The sequence below is a fragment of the Chitinophaga sp. CCNWYY40 genome (assembly GCF_037483205.1).
Lineage (GTDB): Bacteria > Bacteroidota > Bacteroidia > Chitinophagales > Chitinophagaceae > Chitinophaga > Chitinophaga ginsengisegetis.
Genome location: NZ_JBBHLF010000005.1, coordinates 363,512 through 383,301, shown reverse-complemented (window position 1 = coordinate 383,301; position 19,790 = coordinate 363,512). Strand labels below are relative to the sequence as shown.

At 44.5% G+C, this 19,790-nt stretch carries 21 protein-coding genes and 1 pseudogene; 13 read left to right on the top strand and 9 right to left on the bottom strand.

The features are described 5' to 3' along the window. Nucleotides 1-17 precede the first annotated feature (17 nt). The 5 genes from V7S65_RS20615 to V7S65_RS20595 all read left to right on the top strand — a co-directional run bounded on the left by V7S65_RS20615 (nt 18) and on the right by V7S65_RS20595 (nt 2,597). Complete coding sequence (locus V7S65_RS20615) at nt 18-422, top strand: cytochrome C oxidase subunit IV family protein (protein ID WP_079471723.1); 405 nt, start codon at nt 18-20, stop codon at nt 420-422. Nucleotides 423-475: 53 nt separating this feature from the next. Beyond that, entirely contained in the window at nt 476-1,168 is a 693-nt protein-coding gene (locus V7S65_RS20610; protein ID WP_168771264.1) for an SCO family protein, read from the top strand. 78 nt (nt 1,169-1,246) lie between these two features. Further along, nucleotides 1,247-1,819, top strand: a complete 573-nt coding sequence (locus V7S65_RS20605) for a DUF420 domain-containing protein (RefSeq protein ID WP_079471725.1) — start codon at nt 1,247-1,249, stop codon at nt 1,817-1,819. Between the two features lie 62 nt (nt 1,820-1,881). Further along, entirely contained in the window at nt 1,882-2,097 is a 216-nt protein-coding gene (locus V7S65_RS20600; protein ID WP_079471726.1) for a hypothetical protein, read from the top strand. Between the two features lie 26 nt (nt 2,098-2,123). Further along, nucleotides 2,124-2,597 carry a GNAT family N-acetyltransferase gene (locus V7S65_RS20595; RefSeq protein ID WP_079471727.1) on the top strand — a complete coding sequence of 158 codons (474 nt, stop codon included), beginning with the start codon at nt 2,124-2,126 and terminating at the stop codon, nt 2,595-2,597. A 7-nt stretch (nt 2,598-2,604) separates the two neighbouring features. Here V7S65_RS20595 and V7S65_RS20590 read toward each other — a convergent pair whose 3' ends face one another. The 3 genes from V7S65_RS20590 to V7S65_RS20580 form a co-directional block, all read right to left on the bottom strand. After that, entirely contained in the window at nt 2,605-3,213 is a 609-nt protein-coding gene (locus V7S65_RS20590) for a MarR family winged helix-turn-helix transcriptional regulator (RefSeq protein WP_079471728.1), read from the bottom strand. A gap of 99 nt (nt 3,214-3,312) precedes the next feature. Further along, nucleotides 3,313-3,573: a DUF2024 family protein gene (locus V7S65_RS20585; RefSeq protein WP_079471729.1), complete on the bottom strand. Its 261-nt coding sequence runs from the start codon at nt 3,571-3,573 to the stop codon at nt 3,313-3,315. 34 nt (nt 3,574-3,607) lie between these two features. Next, nucleotides 3,608-4,186, bottom strand: coding sequence for a protoglobin domain-containing protein (locus tag V7S65_RS20580; RefSeq protein WP_111577087.1), 579 nt, complete (start codon nt 4,184-4,186; stop codon nt 3,608-3,610). A gap of 184 nt (nt 4,187-4,370) precedes the next feature. Between V7S65_RS20580 and V7S65_RS20575 the strand changes: the two genes are divergently transcribed. Then, complete coding sequence (locus V7S65_RS20575; RefSeq protein ID WP_336387769.1) at nt 4,371-5,627, top strand: chloride channel protein; 1,257 nt, start codon at nt 4,371-4,373, stop codon at nt 5,625-5,627. Nucleotides 5,628-5,647: 20 nt separating this feature from the next. Here V7S65_RS20575 and V7S65_RS20570 read toward each other — a convergent pair whose 3' ends face one another. The 4 genes from V7S65_RS20570 to V7S65_RS20555 all read right to left on the bottom strand — a co-directional run bounded on the left by V7S65_RS20570 (nt 5,648) and on the right by V7S65_RS20555 (nt 8,799). Further along, nucleotides 5,648-5,974, bottom strand: coding sequence for a DMT family transporter (locus tag V7S65_RS20570; RefSeq protein WP_079471732.1), 327 nt, complete (start codon nt 5,972-5,974; stop codon nt 5,648-5,650). A 155-nt stretch (nt 5,975-6,129) separates the two neighbouring features. Further along, nucleotides 6,130-6,795: a DNA alkylation repair protein gene (locus V7S65_RS20565; protein WP_336387770.1), complete on the bottom strand. Its 666-nt coding sequence runs from the start codon at nt 6,793-6,795 to the stop codon at nt 6,130-6,132. Between the two features lie 6 nt (nt 6,796-6,801). After that, nucleotides 6,802-7,704 carry a methylmalonyl Co-A mutase-associated GTPase MeaB gene (gene meaB, locus V7S65_RS20560; RefSeq protein WP_336387771.1) on the bottom strand — a complete coding sequence of 301 codons (903 nt, stop codon included), beginning with the start codon at nt 7,702-7,704 and terminating at the stop codon, nt 6,802-6,804. Nucleotides 7,705-7,752: 48 nt separating this feature from the next. Continuing rightward, entirely contained in the window at nt 7,753-8,799 is a 1,047-nt protein-coding gene (locus tag V7S65_RS20555) for a glycosyltransferase family 4 protein (protein ID WP_336387772.1), read from the bottom strand. 171 nt (nt 8,800-8,970) lie between these two features. On the opposite strand from V7S65_RS20555, the gene V7S65_RS20550 reads away from it, so the two are divergent. The 4 genes from V7S65_RS20550 (at nt 8,971) to V7S65_RS20535 (ending at nt 12,389) form a co-directional block, all read left to right on the top strand. Next, complete coding sequence (locus V7S65_RS20550) at nt 8,971-9,606, top strand: LON peptidase substrate-binding domain-containing protein (protein ID WP_079471736.1); 636 nt, start codon at nt 8,971-8,973, stop codon at nt 9,604-9,606. Nucleotides 9,607-9,776: 170 nt separating this feature from the next. Continuing rightward, entirely contained in the window at nt 9,777-11,072 is a 1,296-nt protein-coding gene (locus V7S65_RS20545) for a hypothetical protein (protein WP_133256123.1), read from the top strand. Nucleotides 11,073-11,198: 126 nt separating this feature from the next. Further along, nucleotides 11,199-11,750 carry an LPS export ABC transporter periplasmic protein LptC gene (gene lptC, locus V7S65_RS20540; RefSeq protein ID WP_079471738.1) on the top strand — a complete coding sequence of 184 codons (552 nt, stop codon included), beginning with the start codon at nt 11,199-11,201 and terminating at the stop codon, nt 11,748-11,750. A 300-nt stretch (nt 11,751-12,050) separates the two neighbouring features. Continuing rightward, the gene (locus tag V7S65_RS20535; RefSeq protein WP_079471739.1) at nt 12,051-12,389 is read left to right on the top strand and encodes a tRNA-binding protein; all 339 of its coding nucleotides are present in this window, start codon (nt 12,051-12,053) and stop codon (nt 12,387-12,389) included. A gap of 697 nt (nt 12,390-13,086) precedes the next feature. Here the strand turns inward: V7S65_RS20535 and V7S65_RS20530 are convergent. After that, nucleotides 13,087-15,237 (bottom strand): S9 family peptidase, encoded by a 2,151-nt coding sequence (locus V7S65_RS20530; protein WP_336387773.1) that lies wholly within the window; start codon nt 15,235-15,237, stop codon nt 13,087-13,089. Between the two features lie 293 nt (nt 15,238-15,530). On the opposite strand from V7S65_RS20530, the gene lysS reads away from it, so the two are divergent. From lysS to V7S65_RS20515, 3 genes are all read left to right on the top strand, one after another. Continuing rightward, nucleotides 15,531-17,045 (top strand): lysine--tRNA ligase, encoded by a 1,515-nt coding sequence (gene lysS, locus V7S65_RS20525; RefSeq protein ID WP_336387774.1) that lies wholly within the window; start codon nt 15,531-15,533, stop codon nt 17,043-17,045. A gap of 158 nt (nt 17,046-17,203) precedes the next feature. Next, entirely contained in the window at nt 17,204-18,037 is an 834-nt protein-coding gene (locus V7S65_RS20520; RefSeq protein ID WP_336387775.1) for a universal stress protein, read from the top strand. A 39-nt stretch (nt 18,038-18,076) separates the two neighbouring features. Beyond that, nucleotides 18,077-18,835, top strand: a complete 759-nt coding sequence (locus V7S65_RS20515; protein WP_079471800.1) for a DUF4197 domain-containing protein — start codon at nt 18,077-18,079, stop codon at nt 18,833-18,835. A gap of 515 nt (nt 18,836-19,350) precedes the next feature. Here V7S65_RS20515 and V7S65_RS32255 read toward each other — a convergent pair. Then, nucleotides 19,351-19,788 (bottom strand): annotated as a pseudogene (locus V7S65_RS32255) (flavin reductase family protein); the annotation flags it as partial. Between the last annotated feature and the right edge of the window lie 2 nt (nt 19,789-19,790).

The following is a 19,790-nucleotide window of genomic DNA, read 5'->3' as shown; positions in this document are numbered from 1 at the left end:
ATTTAATTTAAATAGTAATGGAGCATACACATACTGAGGCTGGGCATGAAGCTGCACATGTCGATTCATCTACCAAAACAATCTGGAGAACGTTCTGGATCCTGTTGTGTATCACAATGGTGGAAGTAGGTCTGGCCTTTTTACATCTGGAAACAGGTTTCCCAAGCAGGGTATTCCTGAATGCGATCTTCGTTGGCCTCACCGTAGTGAAAGCCTTCTATATCGTTGCTGAATTCATGCACCTGGGTCACGAAATCAAAAACCTGATCCTTACCATATTGATTCCGTTACTGTTATTTGTATGGTTTATCATTGCATTCCTGTACGAAGGTGATTCCTGGAAAAACATGCGGAAAGACCTGAAACCAGGTACTCCAATTGAAACGCCAAAGGCTCCTGCAAAAGAAGGACATCATTATTAATTTCATCATAAACTATCAGGATCATCTCTCGCAGGGCTTTATTAGGAGTGTCGTTGGCTATACTGGTGCCGCTTTTGGGTTATCTCATTGTAGATCACTATGGAAAAAATGTGGTGCCTGTACCCGGATACTTCATCCCGGAAAGAGTAGATACGATCTCAGAAAATGGTAAAGTTTCGTACGATACCGTTTTTCATAAGATCAGGGATTTTAAACTGACCAACCAACTTGGTGAACAGGTGAGTTTGAAAGACATGGAAGGAAAAGTGTTACTGGTTGATTTCTTTTTCACCTCCTGCCCAAGTATCTGTCCTACATTAACAAAAAACCTGAAAAAGGTACAGAGCGCCTACGTAAAGAACGATTCTTTGCTGCAGATCCTCTCCTTTTCAGTAGACCCGGAAAGGGATACGGTAGATAAGCTGCGTAAGTATGCATACGACTACCAGATCAATCCCGACAACTGGTGGCTGCTCACAGGTAGTAAAAAGGAGATCTATGACCTCGCCAGAAATGATTTCTTTGTTTCTGTAACACAGGGAGATGGCGGTCCGGACGACTTTATACATACCGAGAAGCTGGTATTAATCGACAAAAACAGGAATATCCGTGGATATTATAACGGTCTTGATTCCAATGATGTAAAAAGATGCGCAGGCGATATCGCCATATTGCATCTGGCAAAAGACAGACACCGACCGGGTTTTGCGGCCTTCCTCAAAAAACTGTTCTCCGGGGAGAAGTAATAAAAATAATTATAAAGGAAAGGTGAATAAGGAAAGGTTGTTCACCTTTCTTTATTCACCTTTTACATTTTAGTGGATATGGAATTCAAGAACAGAAATCTCAATACGCCTATTACCATCGTGTCGATAGCTATACCCGCGCTGGTTGCGTTATTGTTTGTGTTGCCCAAGCCGGAAATGCATCCTGGTTTTGATATCAGGATACTGCCGCTGTTCCATGCCATCCTCAATACCAGTACCGCTGTTTTACTACTGGCCAGCTTGTATTTTATAAAGAACGGACATGTAAAAGCCCATAAGATCACCAATTTAATTGCAGTGGGTTTGTCAGCAGTGTTCCTGCTTTCGTATGTTACGTACCATGCACTGGCTACAGAAACCCGTTTTGGCGACCTGGATCATAACGGTATCCTGGATGCCGGCGAAAAAGCAATGCTGGGCGGCATCCGTTATATTTACTACTTCCTGTTACTGACACATATTGTACTGGCCGCCATTATAGTGCCGTTGGTGCTTTTCACGCTGCTACGCGGATTTCAGAATGATATTCCACGCCACCGCAAAATTGCCCGTATTACATGGCCTATCTGGTTTTATGTAGCGGTAACGGGTGTGATTGTTTATATTATGATTTCCCCTTATTACCATTGATAGAATTAAGGAGATTTTTTTAAGACAGATAGCCTAATTTTGTGAGATCAAACAATAATACTATGAAGAAGACAGGTTTGTTTTTACTGACAGTGTTTTTGACGGTGATGAGCGGATCAGTAATGGCGCAATGTTCCCTGTGTACAAAAACGGCTCAGCAGCTGGGCGAAGGCCCGGCAAAAGGTTTGAACAATGGTATTCTGATGCTGGCTTTAACGCCCCTGGCCATTATTGGTTTCCTGGCTTTCCGGTGGTGGAGAAGTAATAAAGAAGCCTGACAATTTTCGTATAACCCAAAATAACTATGATTACCTACAGAAAGGCGGATATAACGGATATCCCGCAGTTAGTGCATTTGCGGCTGCAGTTTCTGAAAGAAATTTACCCTAAGTCTGATAACTCCCAGGATGCCGTGTTGAAGGATCAGCTCAGGGTCTACTTAACAGAACATCTCTCTAAAGATAATTTTGTAAACTGGTTTGCTGACGCAGAAGGCGAGGTAGTGGCCAGCGCAGGCATCGTTTTTTACAACCAGCCTCCACTGTACCACAACCTCGAAGGCAAAGTGGCCTATATTCTGAACGTATACACGCTTCCTGCCTTCCGCCGGAAGGGTATTGCAAAAACGTTGATGCAAAAGATCCTCGACGAAGCCAGAGAGCGTAATACCGGAAAGGTGAGCTTACATACCAGTAAAGAAGGCCGTTTATTATATGAACAGTTCGGGTTTGTGGCCGGTGATAATGAAATGACCTGCCAGTTGCCCCGTATTCAATAAATAGCAGCTACTCTTCGCGGAGCTGAAAAACGGGACATTCCATTCTTAAGCCACCGTTGTTCAAAGAGATCTTCAGTTTGTTACAGTGATAACCTTTCTTTTCGTTGAGATGCTCACAGTTAAAGCACATGGGCTGCGTGGAAATAATTTCCTGTTGATTAAGCTGGTAAATCAGCTGCATCAGCTGTTCCAGCAGTCCGGCCTGATCTTTCAATGGCAGTTGTGCTACCGTTGCCTGTAAAGGATCCGCAAATTGCTCTACTTTCCTGGCAACTGCCTTTCCCTCTTTTACCAGGTGTAAGGTGTGGCTGCGGGTGTCTGTAGGGCTTGCCTTACGCGTCAGGTAGTTCTTCTGTTCCAGTGATTTTACTGCATCGCTGATGGTGGCTTTGGTCATGTTGAAGTACGATGCCAATGTTGTTACAGTACGTTTTTCTTCCGGGTAGTGCAGTAAAAAGGTAAGTACCTGGATTTGTATGGGACTAAGTCCATACTGAGTTGCTTCCTGCCATAATAATACGCGGAAGGCTTCTGATAATCGCTCCAGGGAGGCCACTACTTTACTAGGTGTGTTTTCTGCCTGCTGTGCAGGGCTGAATGTGGAAACTTTCCCCATATATTCTTGCTGTCCTTATAGTTAATGTGGCAAGGTACAATATAAATATATGGCGTGAAATAGCATATTAGTGACATTCCTGCGTGAATCCGGCTTTTTTTAGTGACATCCCTCCAATTCATGGATATAATACCCTTTTTGCCGGATATGGGTTTCCCAGCGGGGTATAATTTCGGTGATATGACAAAAACGGCAGTCTTTCCGGGAAACAATTAACCCCTCCCCCCTTTTGGATTGGAGATAAGTATTCCCATAAATCAGTACATCATCAAATGAGGTCTCCTTTGTAACTATGATGTCGAAATGCAGATATCCTCCATCTTTTTTCTTAACATAAGTGTCGAAGACAGCAACTTGCATTGGAATACTTTTGATGCTAACGTAAATGGTTATACTAAAAAGGGAGTTGTCGGGGTTGAGGGTATACCCATAACAATACACTAAAACTAATTGCTTTGAACCATGCCTGCTGCATGCGCTCTACCTCCGTGGCAGAGTGCCCGTGTTTGCTTAAATAGGGTCTGCCGGCTTCTGAAACAGGATATATAAAAGAAGACAGGTAGCGTAAGTATATCATGGGCAACGGGTCCATATCATGCTCCGCCGCGGGCCTGAGTTGCAGCTGTGCCGCAATCCGTTCTTCAAACTGCCACCACGGGTTTCCTTCCTGGCGGCTGCATAAATCAGCTATCCATTTACGGAATTGCGGGCGGAGCGATAGCAGGTATTGCATATCGGGAGCGCCATCCCTGGTGAAATAGGTAGCGAGATAGTTATTCTTTAAAATGGTATCATACCAGCTGGTCAGAATGTCTTCTGTATGTGGGGCCAGGATGTTTCCTGCCATCACCAGGTATTGCTCGTCCTCATGGGTAAACAACAACATCCTTTTTAGTCTGACCAGTGTTTGCGCATCCAGTGAGGGTTGGGGGTTATCAGCGCCAGCTGTGCCTTGATGCATAGCGTCATTCATACAGTTTAAATTTTGGTTTCCTTCACGGATTGGTTATTACAAATATAATAAGGTTACCTAACTAAAACAATAATATAATGACGTATATTCCTATACGTTAGCTATTAAATATATTATTAAAAAATTATTTGTGATTCTACAATGAACTATATAGCTTTGATAATCTGGTTGATAATATCCTTTCATGATTAATAAGCTATACGCAATAACAAAAAACGGTTGGCCGCCGGTAGCGGCAGCTGTACATATACCTGCGGATGTACCCGGCAAACGGGCATCGCGCACGTTGTATCTTTCCGTTGCAGCCATACTGGCGGCGGCAGCAGGCACTGTTGCCGCATGGGCCATTAGCGTTATCATCCATGCAGTTACTTCACTGGCTTATTATGGAGAAATGAGTACCGCTTCCACCGGTATTGAAAATACAGAACAGGGATGGTGGATCATTGGTATTCCGGTAGCAGGCGCACTGTTACTCGTTGCCATTGCCCGTTATACCTCTCCCCTGCTTCGCGCAATGGGATTAACCGTGGCAATTGGCGCCGGTAATCCGCTGGGGATAGAAAATGCCGCGATGTTATTTAACGGAGGCTTAGGAGCTTGGATCGGTAAACTATTCCGTTGTACAAACGACGAATGCCGGATCCTTTTTACAGCCGGCGTGTGCAGCACTTTAGGCAGTCTCTTTGGCGCACCGGTGGCGGCGGTATTCCTCGCCCTGGAAGTGTTTCTGGCGGAATGGACGCCTGGCAATATATTACCGGTTGCAGCGGCGGCCGCCACCGCTGCTGCAGGGAGTTATCTGTATCGTGGTACCAGCCCTGTACTGAGCTTCACCCCCCTGCCGGCTATGAATGCAAAAGCAGTAGCAGGTTATATGATAGTAGCTTTACTGGTGGGGTTATGGGCGAGACTAAGTATAGTATTGTATCGTCTTGTTGAGAAATGGTTCGGAAAACTAACTAAATACAATACATGGTATCTTTTATTGGCAGCATTGCTGACAGGTATCATCGGCTATATTTCCCCGCGGATACTGGGTGCCGGCGAAGGTTATATCCGTGACCTGCTGGAGGCACATGTTACGTTAGCCATCCTTTTTGCACTGGCCTTTCTGAAATGGATCGCCTGGCTTTTCTTTTCGGGCGCCAATAAAACCGGCAGCGGCATTATTCCATTGCTGGTCATAGGAGGCGCTATGGGGTTGTTGATTGGCGCACCGCTGCAAATGGCTTTTCCTTCTTTAATGATCAACGCCGGAGTAGTGGTAGTAGTGGGCATGGGCGCCATGCTGGCGGGTACAACCCGTGCAGTGTTAACGGCTATTATATTACTGCTGGAAATGACCCATGATATCAATGTGGCTCTTCCTGCAATATTGGCCTGCATACTGGCTTATGGCATTGCCATCTTCAAAAGTAAAAAAGCGCAAAACGATTAACCGCTCTGCGCTTTTTTATTTTATTCGTGTCCCGAAACAAACTTCAACCCTACAATAGATCCTATTAGTAACATCAGGAAAAAGATACGCAACATAGCGGCAGGTTCTTTAAAAAAGATCATACCGGCAATAGCAGTACCGGCCGCGCCAATGCCCGTCCATACTGCATAAGAGGTACCTATAGGAAGACCGCCATTAATGGCTTTATTCAAGAAGAAAAAGCTCAGACAGATACACACCGCAAAGCTGACGGAAGGCCACAACCTGGAAAAATTTTCGGAATACTTTAATGAAATAGTAAAGCCTATTTCAAACAGCCCGCCAATGACAAGGAATAACCAAGGCATAATTACTGAATTTAGAAAGTAAGAAAAAAATATTGGAAATGAATGGGTATAAAACGCCCGCTCCCTGTGGATCAGAGACCGTAATTAAACACTGCGTAAGCGATAGATATGCCGAAAGAAGTAAAACGCATGCGGCAAAGGTAGCAAAAAATTATCTAAACAATTCTGCGAAGCGCCTCACGCCTGCTGAGTGGTGCGAGTGTATGGCCATCAACAAATTTGCGTACACTGTTGGGATTTGTTTTGGCATATTCCCGCAAAGCCCAGCCAATGGCTTTCTGGATAAAAAATTCTTTGGAATGGGCGCATTGTTTTACATAATGATATAACAGCTGCTCGTTGGTATGTTGCTTGTATGCGTTCTGGTGTATAATGGCTGCACGTTGCAACCACATATTTTCACTGCTGATCCATTGGTTGGTAATAGCCGGTGATGCTTCGTGAAACTTTTTCAGCCACGGACCTGCGAGGCATGATACTATAGCGTCCACGCTGTCCCACCACGATTTATGAACAATCATGTATTCAAAGAGATGGATATCTTCTGCTCTCCATTCTTTGTTTAACAGTTGCATAAAATCTATAGCGGCATACTGATATTCACGTTCCGGTTTTTTCCATAATGCTTTTACCAGGGCCGGCATTTCGCCAATGGCAGGCAATCCATATTCTGCTTTTAACCCTTTGTTGATAAGGCGGCGCTCCGGCGCAGTAATGCCCAGGTATTCAAACTGGTCGCGCATGTATGCTTTCATAGCAACGGCATTGGCCGGATTAGCCGCCACCAGATATGCATCCGTGATCAGGTTAAGATAGCGCATGTATCCTTAGCTTTTAGTGCCGATATAACGGTAAAGGTTAAACGTTTTTTGTTGCAGCAGTTGTTGTATTTCCTGTTGGAGAATTTGTTTGGAGATATCTTTCATGCGCCTGTGCTGTATCAGTTGCCAGGCTTTTTCTGCGAGTAGCAGAACATGTTTTTGTTGCTGATGGGAGATGATGGCATGATGTTTTTCAATGGCTTCAATAATTTCGTGTATGCCTGACTGTTGGGTAGCCACCGATTTGATCACCGGGATTTCCCAGTCGCCACGATGCTTACTATGCGCAAGCAGCCGTAAATTTTTCACAAAGGCATCGGCATTATCCCGGTCTGCTTTATTCACAATAAAAATGTCTGCGATTTCCATTAACCCGGCTTTCATGGTTTGTATTTCGTCGCCGGCTTCCGGAACTACTACCACAACCGTTGTATCTGCCACGCCGGCTATTTCCACTTCACTTTGGCCTACGCCTACGGTTTCTATAAAAAGGTAGTCGAATGCGGCGGCTTTAATAAGGTCGCTTACTTCTATAATTTTAGGGCTTAATCCGCCGAGGGCACCTCTGCTGGCCATAGAGCGGATAAACACACGCGGGTGGTTGAAGTGTTGGCTCATCCTGATCCGGTCGCCCAGCAGGGCGCCGAAGTTGAAAGGAGAAGAAGGATCCACGGCTATGATAGCCACACTTTTATCCTGTTCCAGTAATTGAGTGATGAGTACATTCACAAGAGTGCTTTTACCTGCACCGGGAGGACCGGTGATGCCCACCACCTTGGTATGGTCATTCACAGGTATTTGTTCCAGCAGCTGTTCATATCCTGTTGCTTCGTTTTCAACAAGGGAAATGCAACGGGCCAGTGATTTGATATTTCCGTTTAAGAGTCCGGGTATATGCTGCTGGTACATCTTACTGTTTACAGAATTTAAAGAACAAAAATAAGCGGTATTCCCTGTTTACGCGATCAATGACCGGTAAATATTGAGGTATTGTTCCCCTATTTCCTTCCATCTGAAGCTGTCGGCGTGCTTTTTAAGGGCAGCCATTGGTTGGGTGGCTTCGTAATGGGTCATCCCTTTATTGAAAACCTCCTGCATGTAGGCAGGGTCAAAATTTTCGAAGTAGTAGGCAAGGTCGCCGCCAATTTCGGGCAGGCTGGTTTTGTCTGAAAGAAATACCGGTTTCCCATAGTGCATGGCCTCTATTACAGGAATGCCAAAGCCTTCTGCGATAGACGGGAAAACAAAAGCGGCGCAATTACTGAAATACCAGTATTTGCTTTTTTCATCTATGGGGCCGATGATTTTAACCCGGTCCAGAACGCCGTAGGCAGCTGCTTCCTGCAGGATCTGTTTTTGATAGGTGGTATTCGCATTCCCGGCTATAATCAATTCATAATCAGTGTCTTTTAACAACCGCGGAATAACATGAAAATTTTTCTTCGGTAAGATGGTACCAATTGTAAAAAGAAACGGCCGGGAAGGGCGGTAAAGCGGTTCATTAAATGATGGGAATGATTTTACATCACAGCCATTATAAATAACGCTCAGCGGGGTATCTCCTATTTCAAGATGCTGCATAACATCTTCTTTTACATAATTTGAAATAGTAATAAGATGATCGGCTTTGTTGATCATCCGCTGTACTTTTGCCAGCTGGCCCGATATTTTATGTTTGTAATTAGGCTTGTATAAGAAATTGAGATCATGTATAGTTAATACCCGTTTGATATCAGGTGAAGCAGGGATATAGTCGGATAACTGGTAGGTGGTATGCCAGAGCTGAATGTCTTTTGAATAGGGCATCCACAGTTTATGCCATGCTTTTTGTTTGTAATGTGGGTGGTTTGAAAAAAGTGTTTCTTTATAGGAGGGCAGGTAGAAGTACAACTCCTCAGGAGGAGAGATCAGCTTTGTTAATGTTTGGCCAAGTTCACTGCAATAAGTATATAGACCGTTATTCGGATATTTCATTCTTTCACAGTCTATCACAAATCTTGGCATGTTAATCAGTTTGAATAATTGTCAGGTATATATTTATATATAACTAAATGCTTAAGCGAAGATATTACAACTTTTTACGAAAAAGCGATAATTATCTTTCGGCCATTTCCAGATAAATTTATCTTCCTGGCGTATATTGGTCGTCAGTCCGATGGCGAATAATTAATACAGATGACGAATTTTATCTCCATATTTCCGCTTGGAATTGTAGTGTATCCGGGAGAGCAGTTAAATCTGCATGTTTTTGAGCCCCGGTACAAGCAATTAATTGCAGCCTGTTTGGCCGAGCAAAAGCCATTTGGTATTCCAGTTGTAATAAATAAAAAAATTATGGAATATGGAACACTCGTCCAAATAAAAAAGGTAGAAAAAATATATGAGAGCGGGGAAATGGACATAATTACCGTCGGAGACAGTGTTTTTCGCATTTTGGAGCATGTTTCCGAGATCCCGGAGAAATTGTACGCCGGCGCCATTGTAAATTATCCGGAGAATAATGAAGCCGGCAATAACCGGTTACTGCAGGAGGTATTGCATGGTGTCCGGGAGTTGCATGCTATTCTCCAGATCCATAAATCGTTTAAGAAAGAAGACAGCCAGCTCAGTTCCTACGATCTGGCGCACCATGCCGGGCTATCGCTCGATGAGGAATATGAAATGCTTCACCTTTTCTACGAAGCGCAGCGACTGGAGTACCTGAAGCGCCATTTACACAAGGTAATTCCCATGATGGCGGAGATGGAAAGGCTGAAAGAGCGGGTTTTATTAAATGGTCACTTCAGGAACTTATCTGCCGACAATTTATAATTTTTATGAAGATGCCCGTCTGACTTGATTTTCAGGGCATCAAGACCGCAACTTTAACGTGCATTTAACAGGTGGTTTTTTGGATTTTTTTGCTTCCCGCCTTAAAAAGTAGATATTTGCAGACCCATATTTTCACTGGAATAAGGGCTTAAACTCAATTCTGATACTAAATGCATTGGACAAAAGTCAGTATTCTTTGCCTGCTTGGAAGTTTTTTTCTATTGGCAAATAAGGCTATCGCACAGGACAACTCACCATACTCCCGTTACGGATTAGGAGATCTGCATAATAACCAGAACACGGTAAACCGTGGAATGGGAGGCGTTTCTCAGGCTTATAGTGATCCGCAATCAGTCAACTTTATTAATCCGGCCAGCTACTCCAGCCTGCTGCTCACCACATTTGACGTGGGAGTGGAAGGCGGCGCCCGCTCTATTAACGACAAGGGATCAAAATTTAGTTCCGGATTCGGTACCCTCTCTTACCTGCAGCTGGGTATTCCGCTGATTACCAACAAATGGGGCTTGAATCTGGGGCTGCGCCCGGTAACAAGGGTATCCTATAACATCCAGGAATCAGGTAACGGTACTTTCTTTGACACACTGAGGGTTCCACTGACCAGCAAATACGAAGGCAGCGGCGGTCTTTACCAGCTATATGCCGGTACTGGTGTGCGTTTTGGCCACTTCAGCGTTGGGGTAAACCTGGGTTATCTTTTTGGCAACATCGAAAACAATACCCGCCTCACCTTCCCGGATCCTACCATGTATGCTTCCCACCGTATGTTCCGTACTACCTACAACAGCTTTTTTTATAAAGTGGGTGTACAGTACAGGGCTAAGCTGAAATCGGATATGGACCTGACCTTTGGCGCCTCCGGAAGTTTGAAGCAGAACATGAATGCCCGCCAGGAAATACTTAATGAAACCGTGCAGTTTGATGCATCTTCCAATAACTACGTTACACAGGATACCGTTAAGTATACAAAAGGCGACAGGGGAACTGTGGTATTTCCGCAGGAATTTGGCGCAGGTATCATGCTCCGTAAATTTGATAAATGGATGATTGGGGTAGACTTTAATTCCAGCCAGTGGGAGAATTATAAAAATTTCGGTAACAAAGATTCCCTGCAGAATTCCTGGAAGCTGGCTGTCGGCGGACAGTTTGTCCCCAATGCAACTGCACTCAGCGGTTACTGGAACCGGGTAGCGTATCGCCTGGGTGGTTACTACGGAAAAGACTACCTCCAGCTTCAAGGTGTGAATATGCCTACTTTGGGCTTCACAGTAGGTGCTGGTTTGCCCGTGCGCCGCATGCCTTACTCCAACCAGTACAGTATGATCAACCTGGCGTTTGAAGTAGCTCACCGCGGTAACAACGAAACCGTACTGAAAGAAAACATTTACCGTATATCACTGGGCTTTACCCTGAGTGATAAATGGTTTATCAAACGTAAATACGAATAACTTTTTTGCACATATACATGCAGCGGAGATATAAGCTAAGTTTAAATACGGACTACGCTTATATCTCCGCTTCGTTTTAAAGGAAGCTGAAAGCGAATTCCTATCTTTGAAGTATTATCCATTCAAATGATTAAAAGAGCCATTTTATTTTTTATAATAGCCATTGCCGTTAGTAGCTGCGAAAACGATATTGATGCCGTGATGGAACTGGATTCCAAAAAAGCAGCCACGGAAAACGGGCAGGATATCGTGATCATATTCAGCCAGGGCGGAAAGGTAAATGCAAAATTAATGGGCCCCACTATGGAGCGTGGTTTGGATAAGCCAACCTATGTGGCCTTTAATAACGGGCTGAAAGTGTTTATGTATAATGATAGCCTGGGGCTGGAAAGTACACTATCGGCCAAGAAGGGAAAATTTATGGAAGATGACGGAGACGTATTCCTGTCAGATAGCGTGATTGTAATTAATAAGAAGGGAGAGCGGCTGGATACCAAAGAACTGAACTGGGATCCCAAGAGAAAGATCTTCTACTCTACAAAAGAAGTGTTTATTAAAACGCCTACCGACTCGTTGCATGGATGGGGACTGGAAGCTAACCAGGACTTCAGCGAAAAGAAAATACTAAAGGTTAGTGGTCCTATTACTGTCCAGGACAGCACCGCCGCCCTCAACTGATATCACTAACGTGAATATATACACGAAAGAACCCCACCTCTGCAGGTGGGGTTCTTTCGCTTTAACCTATTTTTTAACCTAAAATTTGGAATAAAAAAGTCAATAATTATGCCAGTTTGCCGGGTTTGGTGCATTGTTTACTACCGTTCATAACATTTGAATACAATCATTGTTATGTAGTCATCTTATGATACCAAAACCTCAAAATAATGGAATACAGACGACTGCCCTTGTGCAAAGCTTTGTTTTAAACTTGCTAACAACAACCGGGATGGCTATATTGGCCGAAAAAATTAGCGCATGGAAACTATCAGCTGGCCCGATTTTGAAAAAGTTGAAATGAGAGTAGGCACTATCCTGGAAGTAAACGATTTTCCCAAAGCCCGTAATCCTTCTTATCAGTTGGTAATAGATTTTGGCCCGGAAACCGGGATCAGGAAATCGTCTGCCCAGATTACCCGTCTTTACCGGAAAGAGGACCTGGTTGGAAAGCAAATTGTGGCGGTGGTGAATTTTCCGCCAAAGCAAATCGCAAACTTTATGTCGGAATGCCTCGTTTTGGGTGCAGTGGGCGATAACAAGGAAATTGTGTTACTTCAGCCGGATATGAAAGTGGTCAACGGGCAACGTATAGCTTAATTGGATTTATAAATAAACCCGGAAAATACTTCTTCTATCTTATTATCATAGAGTAATAGATATTTAAATTATATAATTCTAAATATTAATAATATTATTATTAAAATAATATAATAAGACGTTATCCATTATCATCAGTTTACGAACAATAATACATCGTTCACGGAAATGAAACCTATTACTAAAATCGGCAGTATATCTTTGTTCTAGGTTTTTCATAGGATATGGTTAAAATTATTACAAGGGCGGTATTCTTACCAGCCCTTTTTTTTTGCTTTTTACCCACCAGACCCGGAAAAAGGGTAAAATAACTGTTTAAACACCTACTTGAGCTGATAATCAATTTATTGTGGGATTTTACTCGCATACCAGCTTATCATGAAGTGTTTTTTGCCCTCATACGTTCACCTTCACTTTTGATACGTTTACCGGATAAAATATATCATTCACTAGAATGGCCATCGCAGTATGATAAAAATCGGCCACCTTTGGTATAGGTTTTTCAATAAAGATATGGTTAAAATTTTTCGGGGCTGTAGTCTTGCAGCCCTGTTTCTTTTTTCTGAAGTCCTATTTTTCCCTCTGCCTTCTCTTTTCCGGTAATTTTCCAAAACTCATTAACAGCATTACGGCTTGACAAACAGATACAAGCGTATATCTGTATGTCAAGCCGTAATGCTTTTTTATAGTGTTGTACTTACTTACTGAACAGTGCAGGATAAGGTTTATCCAGCAGGTTATTATAAATAAACCGGTAAGATTCACCGGAAGAATGCACACTTTTTAAGCCACCCCATCCGTGACGTTCGCCCGGATACAGCATAAATTCAAAATGCTTATTAAGATTTTCCAGTTTATCGATCAGTTGGATGCAGTTCTGCATGTGCACGTTATCGTCCATTGTACCATGTACAATACGGATCAGTCCTTTATATTTATCGGCGTAGGTCATTACTGAGGTAGCCTTGTAACCTTCGGGATTCTCAGCCGGGGTATCCATATAGCGTTCGGTATAGTGGCTGTCGTACAGCTGCCAATCGGTTACCGCGTAGTTAGCCATGCCATAGTTAAATACATCGGCGCCATAGGTGAGGGCCATGCAGGTCATGTAACCGCCAAAACTGCCGCCGGTCATGCATATTTTGCTACTATCGGCCCAGGGCTGGGAACGGAGCCATATAGCGGCGTCCATATAATCCTCTATTTCATGTTTACCCAGCTGACGGTGAATATAATTCATGCCCATTTTGCCGAGCTGTCCGCTGCTGCGGTTATCAATAGCCACCTGGATTACGCCTTCCTGCGCCCACCACTGTTGTACATTACCATATTTCCAGGTATCATAAACGGTACCGGCGTTAGGGCCGCCATAAATGCTGATCAGAATTGGATATTTCTTACCAGGTTCCATATGCAGCGGCATGGTAATAGTGAGTGGAAGTTCCAGTCCGTCGCGGGTCTTGTATGTTTTCAGCGTTGTTTGGGCGAGGTTGTAATCGTTAAAATTTTCTCCTTTGCTGTCGCCAAGTTCCCGCACCAGTTTACCATTATTGTCCAGCAGGGCCATTTTTGAGGGCGTTTGCAGGTTGGAATAAGTAGTAATAAAGTATTTACCTCCAGGCGCCAGTTTGATCACATTATTATAGTTACCGTTGGTTAAACGGGTAAGTGCACCGGTTTTCATGCTCACCTTATACAGGTCGAAACGGGTAGACGCTTCTTTACGGGCGGTGAAGTATACCAGCTGATTCTTATCGTCTATCTGCAGAACTTCTTTCACGGTCCAGTTGCCGGAGGTCAGTTGTTTTTTCAGGGAACCATCCATATTATGGAGGTAGAGGTGCGACCAGCCGGTTTTATCGCTTTGCAGCAGGAAACCGTGATTGTTTTGCACAAAAGGAACGGCATCGAACCAATCGATCCAGGTTTTTTGTTTTTCATCATAGATTTCCTTTTTGACGCCGCTTTGCGGGTTGATGCTGTATATTTTCAGGTTGTCCTGTCCGCGGTTCATCCATTGCATCCACAGTTGCTGGCTATCGTCGGTCCAGAAGGGCGTACCAAAATACTGGTCGTCGTTTTCGTTGAAATCGGCCCAAACGGTGGCGCCGCCGGTAACGGGTACCACGCCTACTTTCACAGCTGGGTTGGGATCGCCGGCTTTAGGATAGCGGGTGTTTTCCAGGTATCCGTGCTGGCCTTTCTCGCTATAGATAGGGAATACGGGCACTTTGGTATCGTCAAAGTGCATGTAGGCGATCTGCCTGCTGTTGGGACTCCACCAGAAAGCGCGGTAATGCGTAGGCCGGCCCAGGATTTCTTCATAATATACCCAGGATGCCCAACCATTATATATTACATCGGAACCATCGGTAGTGTAGCGGGTTTCTTTTTTGGTAGCTACTTCCACGCTGTAGAGGTCATTGTTGCGGGTAAATGCCACATATTTCCCATCCGGCGAAAGGGTTGGATTTTTTTCTTCTGCAGCGTCGTTGGTCAACCGCACGGTGTTGCCATCAGCCGCTTTATAGAACACATCTTTTTCGCGTACTTCTACACTGGGGCCGTCTACCGGTGCAGTGTAAATGGTGGCTTTGCCGGTGCGCGCATCTACAGACCATGCCTGCATACGGCCATTAGCCGCATCAGGGCGCATTTCCAGGTAATGCTCTCCATCAGCCCAGTCGCGGATGGCCGGTAATGGTTTGGTGATATGGGTTGCTTTGCCTTTAAAAGCCTGTTCATAGGTAAGGTCCTGCTTTTGCTGGGCCTTTAAACAGGGGGCAGTCAGCAGCAGTAAGCCTACACCGCTGATAGTGGTTGGTTTTAACCATTGTTCGCTTCTCATCATTTGTAAGATATCAGGTGGTTGTTTTGTTGTCGTTAGCGGACGAAAATAAGCATAACTGAAAAATAGCGGTCACAATTTACACAAACGGGCATACCCCGCAAACCGGCAACAGGTCAAATACCACCAGATATGAAAGATTTCCCCGCGACGGTTAATTGGGGCTGTAAATAGCAGTGGAAGCGGTTATCTTTAGTCTGGTTTTCATAGGATATGGTCAAAAAATAAGAGGGCTGTAGTCTTACAGCCCTTTTTACTATTTTTGCACTCCATTAGTGCAATTAAATTACTACATGACACAATTATCTGAGCAAGAGATTATACGCCGGGAAAAATTACAGGAACTGCATAACCTAGGTATAGACCCCTACCCTGCAGCTGAATACCCGGTTAATGATACTTCCGTAAACATAAAAGCCAATTATTCGGAAGAAACAAAGGAACAATTCCAGGAAGTATGCCTGGCAGGCCGTATTATGAGCGTTCGTGATATGGGTAAGGCGGCATTTGCCGTTATCCAGGACAGCGTAGGCCGTATCCAGGTATATATCCGCCGGGACGACATCTGCCCCGGGGAAGATAAATCCATGTACGATACCGTATTCAAGAAACTGCTGGATATCAGCGACTTTATAGGTGTAAAAGGCTACGCCTTTATCACCAAAACCGGTGAAACCTCCATCCATGCAAAGGAAATCACCATTCTGTCCAAATCACTGCGTCCCCTGCCGGTAGTAAAGGCGAAAGAAGGGGAAGTATTTGATGAGGTAACCGATCCGGAATTCAAATACCGTCAGCGTTACGTGGACCTGGTGATTAACCCCGAAGTAAAAGAGGTGTTCATCAAGCGTACCCGGATGATGCAAACGATCCGCGACTTCTATAATAACCTGGGTTACCTGGAAGTAGAAACGCCAATCCTGCAACCTATCCCCGGCGGTGCTACTGCCCGTCCGTTTGTTACGCACCACAATGCGCTGGATATGCCACTCTATCTTCGTATAGCCAATGAGTTATACCTGAAACGCCTCATCGTAGGCGGTTTTGAAGGGGTGTACGAGTTTGCAAAAGATTTCCGCAACGAAGGAATGGACCGTACCCATAACCCGGAATTTACGGTAATGGAAATGTACGCTGCCTACAAAGACTACGAGTGGATGATGCGCACCACAGAATCGCTGCTGGAGAAAATTGCCTTCACCTTACATGGCACCACCATTGTACAGGTAGGCGACAAAACCATTGATTTTAAAGCGCCATTCCGCCGGGTGTCTATGTATGAAGCCATACAGGAACATACCGGTTTGGATATTGCCGCTATGGATGAAGCACAGCTGCGCGACGCATGTAAGCAACTGGGTATCCACGTGGACGCCAAGTTCGGCAAAGCCAAACTGATAGATGAGATCTTTGGTGAAAAATGCGAAGGCAATTATATCCAGCCTACTTTCATCACCGATTATCCGGTAGAAATGAGCCCGCTCACCAAGAAGCACCGCAGCAAAGCTGGTTTGGTAGAACGTTTTGAGCTGATGGTAAACGGTAAGGAAATTGCCAATGCCTACAGTGAGTTGAATGATCCTATTGATCAGCGCGAACGTTTTGAAGAACAGGTGAAACTGATGGAACGCGGCGATGATGAAGCCATGTACATCGACTACGATTTCTTACGCGCCCTGGAATATGGTATGCCACCTACCTCCGGTATCGGTATCGGTATCGACCGCTTAACCATGCTGATGACAAACCAGCCATCTATCCAGGATGTACTCTTCTTCCCGCAGATGAAGCCGGAACAACAGAAATAAAATCATCTTAATAAAAATAAAAAGGCGGATGGCTATGGTCATCCGCCTTTTTGTTTTATACAATGTAAATGTGGCATTAAATTTTCATAAAGCGTTCATATACCAATGCACATCGTTAACTTTAAGTAGTGCTTATTAGTATCTTAAAATTAGCCCATATGAAAACAATTTTAGTACCTACTGATTTTTCTGATACCGCTTATAATGCCGCTACCTACGCTATTGCCCTGGGAAACAGTTTAGGGGCTACCCGCATTGTATTGTACCACGCATATGAGCTGATTGTACCTATCCCCGATGTGCCTACCATGATTCCAATGGTAAATCCGGATGATCTGAGAGATGCCAGCCTTGAAGGTCTGGAGAAAATGAAAGCAGAGCTGACGCCCCTCATCCAGGAAGGCACTACGCTGCTGACCCGTGCAGACAACACTTTGCTGGCCGCCACTATTGAGGATGTATGTAAAAATGAAGAAGTGGACCTGATTGTAATGGGCATTACCGGTGGCAGTAAACTGGAAGAAGTACTGGTTGGCTCCAATACAATTGATGTAGTGAAAAATACGAGCTACCCGGTGCTGATCGTTCCCGGGTCTGCAAAATATAAACCCATAGAAAAGATTGTTTTTGCAGCGGATCTGCGGAAAGTGGCGGAAACCACACCGGTAGAACCACTAAAGAAACTATTACATATTTTTAATGCAGAACTGCATGTAATCAATATAGATCATGAAAGCAGGCATTTCAGCACTGATACACCTTTTGAAACACTGATGCTGGATACCCTGCTGGAAGATTTCCGCCCGGAGTACCATTTCATCGATAATCCCAATGTAGTAGCGGGAATTGTGGAATTTTCCGAAGAGAATAAAGCAGATCTTATTCTTACAATTCCCAAAAAACATGGATTATTTGAAAGCATCTTCAAGCGCAGCCGTACTTCAAAACTGGCATATCAGACCCATATACCACTGTTGACTTTACACGAATAATTTATACTTTTGAAAGATATTAATATTTATAATAACACTATGCTTAAACGTTCATTATTGGTACTGCTGGGCTTTTTTAGTCTGCAGGCTACCCAGGCCCAATTCCTGAAGAAGCTGGGTAAACAGCTGGAAACCGCCACAAACAAGAGTAGCAGCACAAGTACCGGTAGTGGTACTTCCCTCGCCGGGTTAACTGAATCTGATGCAGGTTCCGGTATTAAGGAAGCTTTGGCTAAAGGGGTGGCTGCCGGTATTGCAAAGCTGAATAAAAAAGATGGTTTCTTTGGAAGTGATGTATATAAGCTGTTACTGCCGGAAGATGCGGTGAAAATTGGTAACACCTTACGGGCAATTGGTTTGGGTAGCCAGGTAGATAAGGCCATCCTGCAAATTAACCGTTCCGCGGAAAAAGCAGTGGGTTATGCCGCTCCTATCTTCGTAGGTGCCATCAAACAAATGACCCTCACCGACGCAGTGAACCTGGTGAAAGGTGGAAACACATCTGCCACCGATTTCTTTAAAAGCAAAACAACCGATTCGCTGAAAACCGCGTTCATGCCGGTGATCAAGAAATCGCTCGACAGCACCAGCGCTACCCGTTATTATGCGGATATCGTAAATAATTATAACAAGCTGCCTACTACCTTCAATAAAGTAAACCCTGATTTACAGGACTACGTAACCACAATGGCCGTAAATGCTTTATTTGACCAGATAGCAAAAGAGGAACTGGCCATTCGCGCCAATCCTGCAGCCAGAACTACCGACCTGCTGAAGAAGGTATTTGGTGCAAAATAATATTACTGATAAAAAAGGAAAGGGGCAGAGATCATCATCTCTGCCCCTTTCCTTTTTTATTTTGCGGCTTAATAGCTGCCGGCCAGTAATACCTGCCATGCTGCGGCTACTTTGCCTTCGTCCAGTAATTTCTTTGCATAGTAGTGCAGTTCTTTTTCCATTTCATCCGGTGTTATGCTGTAATACTGGATAATATTTTTGAGATGATCATCATTAAAGGTGGCATCCACAAAAGGAACTTCATGAACATTGCCCAGTTGCCCCAGGTTGTTGCCGGTAAGGATTCGGCTATTCCGGATAGCCAACGGTAACGCATCTACGCCGATACCCAGTTTGGTATTGGGTTTGGCTACCTCGAACACGGCATCGCCGGAGGCGCGGCAATAATAGTCGCCGCCCATACGGGCTACCAGGTCTATTTTATGCGGGTCTATTTTGCCGTTGATATCCAGTATGTTCTCGTTGATGTGCAGCATTACCGGTTCGCAGATCACCAGGTTGCCGGCGCCGCCGCCCTGCCCTGTTTCAATGATCTCTCTTACAATACACTCCATTTGTACCGGGCTTTCTTTTACCCGGAACGGCCGTACTTTTTCAGATTTCAACGGGGTGAAGCCGGCTTTTTCAAATTCATTTACACCAGCGGGATATTCGCAGCTAGATAGAGATGCCTGCTGCACCATATCATAGCTTACCATGTTGATCACCACTTCTTTGGTGGCGTATACATTTTCCAGTGTATGCTTTACCGTATTATCGCGTACACGCCGCGACGGCGAAAAGATCAGTGTAGGAGGATTGGAGCCAAACACATTAAAGAAGCTGAAGGGCGACAGGTTTGGCTGGCCATCAGCATCAATTGTACTGGCAAAGCAAATGGGGCGGGGTGATACCGCACCCAGGAGGTAAGCATGCAGCTCACTTGTTTTTACCTGTGATGGATCTATCTGCATGG